This window comes from Paractinoplanes hotanensis (assembly GCF_023717965.1).
GTDB lineage: Bacteria > Actinomycetota > Actinomycetes > Mycobacteriales > Micromonosporaceae > Actinoplanes > Actinoplanes polyasparticus.
The window spans coordinates 1-9,766 of sequence record NZ_JAMQOL010000102.1 but is presented as its reverse complement, the minus strand read 5'-3'; the positions used below and the strand labels follow the sequence as shown (position 1 = coordinate 9,766).

General features: G+C 60.9%; 4 protein-coding genes. 2 read left to right on the top strand and 2 right to left on the bottom strand.

The window, feature by feature from the left end; all coding sequences use genetic code 11:
• The first annotated feature begins 52 nt into the window (after positions 1–52).
• Positions 53–1,174 (top strand): hypothetical protein, encoded by a 1,122-nt coding sequence (locus tag LXN57_RS47350; RefSeq protein ID WP_251804899.1) that lies wholly within the window; start codon positions 53–55, stop codon positions 1,172–1,174.
• The gene (locus LXN57_RS47345; RefSeq protein ID WP_251804898.1) at positions 1,134–6,701 is read left to right on the top strand and encodes a DEAD/DEAH box helicase family protein; all 5,568 of its coding nucleotides are present in this window, start codon (positions 1,134–1,136) and stop codon (positions 6,699–6,701) included. Before LXN57_RS47350 ends, LXN57_RS47345 begins: the two co-directional genes overlap by 41 nt.
• A 76-nt stretch (positions 6,702–6,777) precedes the next feature.
• Here LXN57_RS47345 and LXN57_RS47340 read toward each other — a convergent pair whose 3' ends face one another.
• Both LXN57_RS47340 and LXN57_RS47335 read right to left on the bottom strand, forming a co-directional pair.
• Positions 6,778–8,769 (bottom strand): Druantia anti-phage system protein DruA, encoded by a 1,992-nt coding sequence (locus tag LXN57_RS47340; protein ID WP_251804897.1) that lies wholly within the window; start codon positions 8,767–8,769, stop codon positions 6,778–6,780.
• Positions 8,766–9,632, bottom strand: a complete 867-nt coding sequence (locus LXN57_RS47335) for a hypothetical protein (protein ID WP_251804896.1) — start codon at positions 9,630–9,632, stop codon at positions 8,766–8,768. Before LXN57_RS47335 ends, LXN57_RS47340 begins: the two co-directional genes overlap by 4 nt.
• Positions 9,633–9,766 lie beyond the last annotated feature (134 nt).

Here is a 9,766-nt window from a genome sequence, read left to right as displayed (position 1 = left end):
ATCCATAACTGGAAGAAGCCCTCCGAGATATTCGCCGAACTCGTAGAGGCAAATGCTTCAACCGCCTGAATTCGCCCAGTTCACTGAAGAAGCGTCGCGTCTCGCCGTTGCGACGCTAAAATTGGATGCAGAAAGCGTTGATCTTGGGTCGCGTGAAGGAGTATCGGCGTCGCTGCGTCGTGCCGCCTCTTTCATGTGTCCAACCAGTCCCAATCGGCTGGTCGACGCCGTGTTTAGCGCGATGCGCCCGATAAGCACGTGTGAACTCAGCCGCGATGATGTCGTTGATACGCTTGAGTTGCTAGTGGCGTCTGGTGACCTGCTTGAGCTCCGACGTGAAAGCGGGAGATCGACCCGGCTGCTATACCTAGCGCCTCCGTCATACATCGAGCTGGTTCCTGGCACATATCTCCTCATGGGCATCCGGCCGTTTGATGCACCGCTTCTTGAGGACGACCTCGCGCTCGACATCGACTACGAGAATCACACTCGTATTTTGAGACTCGATTCTTCGACTGCTACTTCCAGGCTGGGGGCCCTCGGACTTCAGTGCGTCATGAGAAACCGCTGGGTGGCAAGTCCTGCACCGGAATTGCCAAAAGAACTGATCGGTCGGTACCGAGCGCGCCTCGATGTCGCGGGCGAGGCTGGTCAACTCGATGGCCTCTCTATCCTCGATCCGTTGTCGTCCGTCCGCTACTACCGGGGGCGTTGGCGCGTGCCGGTGCCCTCTGACACAGGCGACTTCGTTGCGCGGCGTCCACAGGCTTACGGTGCCGATCTGTGGTGCGTGCTCCGCCTGCAGGAGGGCTTCCCCCAACGCATCATCGACCTGCCGGTCGAGGATTCCGTGGTTCCCGGACGCGATGAAGCGTGGCGCTACCAAGCGGCCGTCGACGCGTTAGGCGGCTCCCCACAGCAATTCCGCATTCGGCAAGGTGTGACGCGTGACGCCACCTTCGATTTCTTCTTACCCCTGCCTGGATTCGCTGAGCGCTACCTGCAACTTGTCGGTCTTTCGCTCGGTAAGACGGCAGGTGCACTGTTCTCGTTTCGGGTGCCGCACGCCGTAACCGGCGAGGTTGCGGCGTTTCTAACTGACATGCTGTGGATGGCTCAAGAGGGGGAATCGAGTGGGGTCCGAAACGCTCACCATCGCCGAGACGATCGCTGAGATCCGAACGGCGTTGAGGGATTATATCGAAGCGACGTATCATGTCGGTCACCCCGCAGTCATTGAACAGCGTCGTCAGTTGCTGGAAACCGAGGGTGTGCTATTTAGGGCACCGTTTATCGAGAGCACGCCGAGGTACCAGACGAATCGGCGTTTCGCAGAGCTAGATCTTGACCCAGCGGTTCACCAGCTTCTGGGGATGCTGACCACGAAGGCTGGCGATCTCGACCGGCTGCTCCATGACCCGCCGTACACGCACCAGGCTGAGGCGCTGGAGTGGACCTCGCGCGATGGTATGAGCCTGGCAATTACGACCGGTACCGGCTCCGGCAAGACTGAGTCATTCCTGTTGCCGATGCTGGCCAAACTGGCGGCCGAGGCAGCACATAGACCGTCATCCTTTAAAACGCCTGCCGTCCGAGCCTTGATCCTCTACCCGATGAACGCCCTGGTGAACGACCAACTCGGGCGTCTGCGACTCCTGCTCGGCGACCCGCGGGTAACGACCCAGTTCGACGCGTGGGCGGGGCGGCCAGCGCGATTCGCGCGGTACACAAGCCGCACTTTGTATCCGGGCGTTCGCACGGTGAAGAAGGACCAGCAGCGCCTCAACTCGATCGAGGAGTTCTACATGCTCCTTGTCGACCAGGCCGCCGACCCGGCATCACCTTGGCATCAGCAGGCAACGGCGCTGAAGGAGAAGCTCGAAGCGCGGGGCAAGTGGCCGGCCAAGCCAGACCTCAAGGCTTGGTACGGCCTAAAGGGCTCCCGCTGGCAGGACAAGGATAAGAATTATCTCCGGGCGGTCACGCGGCCAGACGACGCGGAGTTGCTGACGCGTCACGAGGTAATTACGGCGCCACCAGACGCCCTCATCACCAACTACTCGATGCTGGAGTACATGTTGATGCGGCCACTCGAGCGGCCGATCTTCGATGCCACACGTCAGTGGCTGGGCGATAATCCCGACGAGAAGTTCCTCCTAATCGTGGACGAGGCGCACCTCTACCGTGGGGCAGCTGGGGCAGAGGTCAGTCTGCTACTGCGTCGGCTGCGCTCTCGGCTGGAGATTCCAGCGGAGCGTCTCCAGGTGATCTGTACCAGCGCTAGCTTTACGAGTCCTGAGTACGCTCGCGACTTTGCGGCCCAACTTGCCGGCAAGGATGTCAGCGACTTCCGTACCGTCACCAGCAAATCGGCCCTCCGTGCTGGCGCCAGCGCCGGCACCGATGCGGATGCGGTAACGCTCGCAGCCGTTCCGCTCGACGACTTCTACGCTGGCGAGACTGACGCAGAACGCGCCGAGGCCATCGCCGACCTGCTGACGTATCGGGGGGTGAGGGACGGCGGTCGCGGCATCGGCGTACTGCTCGATGAAGCACTTGCGTCGTACGGACCGATGAACCTACTCGTCAACGAGACCATGCAGAAGGCTCAGCCGGTCGGCGAGCTTGGTCGGGTGATCTTTCCTGGCGTTGAGTCCTCGCTTGCCGACCGAGCCGTGACGACACTCGTTGCTCTGGGGAGTGCTGCGAGGCGGACGGCTGACCAGCCGGGCCTGCTCCCTTGTCGTATCCACGCCTTCTTCCGTGGACTCCCCGGGCTGTGGGCCTGCCTCGACGACAAGTGCGATGCTCTCAACCGCAGTACGTTGCCGTCCGAGTTTGGGCCAATAGGGAAACTTTACGCTCAGCCCCAGGCAACGTGCGACTGCGGTGCTCGGGTGTTCGAGTTCTACACGTGCCGCCACTGCGGCTCGGCATACGCGCGTGGCTACACCGATGATTTAGCAGACCCATCGTTCCTTTGGCACGAGCAAGGGGGCGCTTTCCAGAGCACTGCCGGCTCGATCCCGGAGCTATTTGCACTTGACTTGCTCCTCGAAGAGCCTTCAGCTGGTCAGGTAGAAGTCGCCGAAATCGACCTCGTGACAGGCCGCCTTAACCCGCCGAATACTCCGACTCGCGGGCGGGTCGTGTTTATTCCGAAGCTGCGGAGCGGCGAGACCGTGACGACCGACGACGGAGACGACGGAGACGACGAGGCCGAGGCGAACGGAGAGTTCAAGCCGTGTGGCGTTTGTGGCCAACTTGCGGGTTTTGGTCGCTCATCCGTCCAGGACCATCAGACTAAGGGTGACCAACCTTTCCAGGCTCTCGTCGCCCGGCAGATCGAGGTACAGCCACCAAGCGCGCCATATACGGACTTTGCACCTTTGCGAGGTCGGAAGGTGCTGGCGTTCTCCGACTCGCGTCAAGTAGCCGCGCGCCTGGCACCAAATCTGCAGGCATACTCGATGCGAGACGTAATTCGTCCGTTGATCCTTCGAGGGTGGACTGACCTGACGGCACAGCAGGGAATAGGTCCGCAGTTGAGCCTGGAGCAGCTTTACCTTGCCGTTTTGGTCGGCGCCAAGGAACTCAAGGTGCGGCTGCGACCTGAGCTCCGACAGGCTGAGTCGCTCCACGTCCTCCGAGACGTCGGCAAGGCTATCGACAACGGTGCCTTAAACGGCAACCTCGCCGCAACGTTGGAGCTTCGCACGTTGACGGCTGTCCCGCCTCAGGCCTTACTGCGCGCCATTTACGCTACCCTTACCGACAAATACTACGGCCTAAGCTCGCTCGGACTCGCTTCCCTGCGAGAGAAGGCGAGCCTAACGGGCGAGTTGGTCGCAGAGCTTCCGCGCATTGACGGCATTGCGATCACCGAGGATGAAAGGCTTGCCCTGCTGCGCATGTGGCTAGCTCAGTGGGGAACCACGGCCCGCGGTATCTGGTTCTCGTCGATGACCGAGGAATGGTGGCGCCAGAAGGGCGGCGTGAAACCGCACTCGGGGAACTTCCAGGCCATCGAAAGTTGGCTCGGCACACCGGCAGCGAGGAAGACGTTCAAGCAGACCTGGCTCCCCGTTCTTCAGACCAAGTTCTGCGAGCGAAGCGGTCAGAAGTTCCGTCTGCTGGCAGGCAACGTCGCCCTGGCTCCTGGTGGCGAGTGGGGATACTGCGAACGCTGCCGCTTCACGCAACGGCCATTCCCCGGATCGGAAAAGTGCATCAATTGTGGCACCTCCAAGGTCCGCACCCTGGACCCCGACACCGACGCTGTCTTCCAAGCGCGCAAGGGCTACTACCGTGCCAGTACCTCTCGCGCCCTACAGACGCCACCGGCCCAACCCATGAGCATCATCGCAGCCGAGCACACCGCGCAGCTCAATGTTTCGCAGTCCGACGATGTCTTCTCACGCGCCGAGGAGTACGAGTTACTGTTCCAGGACGTAAACGTAGGCCTGCCACGACCAGGCGAGCCGGAGCGGACCGCCATCGACGTGCTGTCATGCACGACGACGATGGAGGTCGGCATCGACATCGGCAGCCTCTCCGGGGTGGCGCTGCGGAATATGCCGCCCTCACGTGCTAACTATCAGCAGCGCGCTGGTCGTGCGGGACGTCGCGGGAACGCTGTGGCGACGGTGATCGCCTTCGGCAGCGCCGACACCCACGACGATCACTACTTTCGTAATCCCGACCTAATGATCCGCGGGCAGGTCGACGATCCGATCTTGACACTGGACAACGATGAGATCGCACGGCGCCATGTCACCGCCTATCTGCTTCAGCGCTACAACCAAGACCGGCTACCCACCATCGATCCCGAGGAACAACCGCAATTGTTCGAGGTGCTGGGCACGGTGCCTGAGTTCGTCGGTACCACCTCGCCGCTCAACCGCACTGATTTCGAGGAATGGTTGAAGCAGCACGAAGCGTCCCTGCGCGGCGATGTCGACTCTTGGCTACCGTCCGAACTGGCGCCGGCTGACCGCGACGCTGTCCTCAATGGCTTGATCACCAGGACGCTGCGCGATATCGACGAGGCTCTTAACCTTGAACCCGATGGCAGCCTCCCGCAGGCCGACGTGGGAGACGCGGCGCCCGCAGAAAGTGAAGTCGAGGATGGTGGCCCTACCGAAGACGGCGCAAAATTGCCGACCGAGCAGCGAAGCCAAACCAATCTGCTCGACCGGCTGCTATACAAAGGCGTGCTACCGCGATACGCCTTTCCCACGGACGTGGTCTCCTTTCATGTATTCGACCGGGACAGATCAGAGCCGTTCCACACTGTGTCCCGCTACGAGCCCAGCCAGGGATTGCCGATCGCGCTCAGCCAATACGCGCCGGGCAAGGTGGTATGGATCGACAACAAAGAATGGACATCGGGCGCAATTTATGCGCCACTCCGCAAGGAGCTTTCCCAGGCGTGGCGTGACCGATGGCTCTACTTTGAGTGCCAGGTCTGCCACTACGCAAAGCACTTCCCATATGACAAAGCGGAGCGGGGCGAGGAGCGTGATTGCCCAGCCTGCAATGCTGTCGGTAAGTTTGGCAAGGCAATGAATTGGATGCGTCCACCTGGATTTGCGCACCGGGTAAGCGATGATCCAGGCACGAGCCCAGACGATGCACCGGCAAATAGCTACGCAACGAGAGCGAAGCTGGTCGCGGAGGGCCCAGAGGAGGAGGATGCCTGGGATCGCGTAACGGATCGCCTTGAGCAGACCTATCGGCGCGACACGCTGCTGGTCACTAACACCGGGCCGAGAAGTGAGGGCTACAGCTACTGCACCCGTTGTGGCCTAATCGAGCCCACAAAGGGTGCGACCGGCATTGTGACTGGCACTCATCCCAAGCCATATCCCAACGAGCGTGAGCCGGATTGTCAGGGATCGGCATCATCGCGTGGCTTGGTGCTTGGCACCGACTTTATCTCTGACGTGCTGCTGGTTCGGATCCAGGTTGAGAACCCTCTCACTTTGCGCCCAGAGCTTCTGTCCACTCAAGTAGCACTACGAACGATCGCTGAAGCCCTCACCATCGCAGCGACCGGCGAACTCGATGTCGATGCAACCGAACTCCAGGCTGAATATCGCCCGGCGCTAACTCGGGCCATCAATGACGGTCTCGAGGCCGAAATCTACCTCTACGACACCCTGGCCGGCGGCGCCGGGTTCACTCGTCGAGTCCATGGTCTCGGTCGATTGATCTTCGAGAAGGCACTCGATCGGTTGGAGCAGTGCCCATCGAATTGTGACGCGTCTTGCTATCGGTGTTTGCGGAGCTTTCGCAACCGATTTGAGCACGGCTTGCTCGACCGAAAGATCGGCGCGGCACTGCTGAAGTATGTTTTGAATGGCACGATGCCAGCCCTCGACAATGTGCGGGTAAACCAGTCGATCGACAAGCTGCTGGCCGACCTGCAGAGCCGAGATATTGGAGGGGTTGAGTTCAGGAAAGACGAGCCTGTCGAAATCGAGGGCATCGGAACGATCACCGCGCCGATCCTTGCTCGCGCAAATGGGCGCGATCGGATCTTCTACATCCAGAGCCCGTTGACCCGTGACGTTCCGCCTACCCATGAGTTGCGGGAAGCCAAGAAACTGGGCGGCATGCCGATACACCCAGTCGATGACATGATCGTCATGCGTAACTTACCCGTCGCAAGTCAGCAGGTGCTGAAGTTGCTCCTCTGAGTTCGAAACAACAGACCTACGGCTCAGGAGCCGCGTCGTCGCTGGCGCTGCTTCCTGAGCCGTTAGTCGTGGTGCGTTAAGCGTGGCGTGCGATCGCATCTCCAAGGAAAGCCACGGGTAGCAACTCGTCGTCCATCGAAAGTGGTACCCGTGCGCCATGCCTAATCGGGCGAACCAGCCGGTGCTGTCGCATTGACTCCCGGACGTGCTTCTGCGCAGCACGGTTGCGACCCCACCGCTCTAACCACCACTGCGCCACCAACTGCCCTTCGTCGCTTGGCTCGGGGTCAACCAAGTACAAGGGTTCTTTGTCGATTCCGAGAGAGTATTCACGTACGTTGGCAACGAGAGGCACGCCGTACAGGATCCGCTCACGCCCGTGTTTTAGTAACTCATTCGTTGGCCATCCGAGAGAGGCAAGGCCGAGGCGTACCTTTCGAAGCCGAGGACTGACGCCTTCGCCGAAAAGGCTATTGACACGTACGCGCCCACCTGTGTGTTCCGAGAGTCTTACCAACGCCTCCACGGTCTCATCAGAGAAGTGCGACGTGCCGAACGACCGCGAACGCCCCAGTTCCGAGAACCCGATGCGCGCGTCTTCTGGCCCACCCATCACGCTGGCTGGCCAGAACAGACGGTTGTACTGGCTCGACCCCGTGCCGTAAAGCGAGGTCGTACTTACGACCGACAACCGAGCCTCACGCATGATTGGCCGACCAGCCATTGCCGATGCAATCTCGCTTGGCCGGCGGTATTTTTCCTTGTACGCCGCCAGCACGACAGGTGAGACAGCCAGAGCCCCGACCAGCTTGCCGGCAGCCAAGGCGTTGTATGGTGCAACGGCGCCGCAGATGGTCAAATCGGCGATGACGGTCCCGACGCGCTCGCCTCGGGCTCGCCGGATGAGGCGCCCGATCTGCGTCCTCGCTTTTGAGTTGCCTAGAGCTCGCCGTAGGCGGGCGGCTGTCGGCTTCGGGGCGAAGTAGGTTCCGAGAACGCTCCTGATCTCCAGCGTTTCTGCAAGCAGAGCTGAGCGTTTCGACCGGAACAGATGCGTTTCGGCTCGCTCAATCCATGCATCAGTCTCGATGTTTCGCACTTCACGGATAGGTCCGCCACGGTGATGTTTGGCGCGGTGCCGCTCGGCGTCGGCGCGTAGCCGAGCGATCACGTCATTCGTTGGCACCTTCAGGTCATCCGGTTGCAGGACGCCGTCCCGCAAGAGATCGTCAACGTATATCTCATCCTGCTGAACCTCGATCCGACGCGCCAGCCAGCGGGCCAGGCGGTCCGTTGGGTCATCCTCGATCGCGGCTAGGACCTGCTTGGTGTCCCATCCCATCCAGGAATCGCGCTCCGCAATCTGAACGACAGGGCTGGAGATTGCCGCAAGTCCGATTACTGCGTGGTACTCGGTCGCCGCATCGCGGATTAGGATCGGCATCGAGCGTCCAGGGATGGTCGAGTATGCGTTTGACCACGTGTGGCGAAAGTACCGCCAGATGTCGTGTAGATTGAAGCCGGTCATTTCACACGTCGCCGAAGAGTCCACGATCTGCACGTAGGGCTGGATCGTGTCGGTCGCCTCCGGATTGGCTTCCAGGGAGTCCGCGAGTTCTCGACCGTCGCGCATAAGGTTAAAGATTGAGATGAGTCGGTCACCACGTTGATGTGTACGCTCCATGCTCTCAACGAAGCGCCGCACGCTGGGCTGGCGAAGTTGCGCATCGCGTCGAATGTGCTCTTGTCGCCGGACCCGTGCCTTCTCTGTCTCGCGGTCAACATGGGTCTGCGGTGGGCAGAGCAATGGACCAAACTTGTCGACGTCGATGGCCCAGCCCTGATCCACGAGATCGATGACTGTATGCGCCGCAGCGGCGAGCCCTGGCTGGTTGTAGATGTCGCCTAGTTCAGCAGCTTTGAGCCAATAGGCGTGCTCAAGAGGAACGCCGGGGTCGAACTTTGTCGCGGCCAGCAGTCGGCAAAGCCTGCTAAATCCCTGCCTTTCCTTCCGGGAAGCCCCCGGCGGAAGAACGAGCGGCAGGTACTTTGCGTCGTTGTCGGTCATGACTTGCGTAGCATCCGTCCATAGTTGCTGCTCCAGATCCGGAGCAGGTCGTCAAAGTGCTGGCCGGACTTCTCCATTTGAGCGGCGCTACGTGCGAATGAAAGCAAGAACAGTTCCAGGGATGTCCGAAGCTCCATGGCGGCCTCGCTTTCGATGGATTGAAGCGGTCGATACAGCGCTGCGAAAGCTGGATGGTCGACGTTGAGTGTGAGGTCGAGCATTCGCTGCGTGAGGGTCGATCGAAACATCGACTCCACGGGCATCGGCTCCGACCCAATCCTGTAGGTCAGCGCGCCGCCTCGTCGTCCGGAGGTGATCACGGGGAGATCGCGATCGGCCGCGGCGGCGATTCGACAGGAAGTCTCAGCTGCCGTCTGAAATTTGACTTCCTCAAAAGCCTGACGAACGCGGGCATTCAGCAGACGGGCGATGGACTCGAGCTCCGGCTCGACCGCCTCACGTAGCGCGGCCGACGGACGGACGCCTTGTTTGTTGATGGTGATGCCGAAGTGTTCGTCCAGCACGGGCTCGAACTCGATCTCGCAGCGCCACCAATCGTCATAATTCTCCTTGCGCTTCGCTCCCATGAGGTGCCAACCGCTCGCGATTTCACGCCCCGCGCGTAGAATTGAGACGCCGCCTTGGCCGACGATGCCGATACGGCGTTTGGTAGCGTTGTCCAAGCCATGCCATCGATTAACGGGAAGCATCGCGAACCGCACGGTCACTGCGGATGTCTCGCCGGTACTCGTCTCCAACTCGATCTCCAGCGGCTGAAACTCGAGCCGCGCGGTTGCGCGCTCGACCTTCGTGCTGAGCAGCATCGGGTCGACGGGCTCCACCTGCGATCCGTTGATCGTCATAGCAATACCAGAAGTGAGAAACCGCCGGTAGATTCGGCCTAGGGCGCGGTGCAGGGAGCAGGGCGTTCGCAAGGTCGAGATATGACCGTTTTAAGTGAGTCCAAGGAGTTGCAGGGATCGGTGGGGGTCTCGGC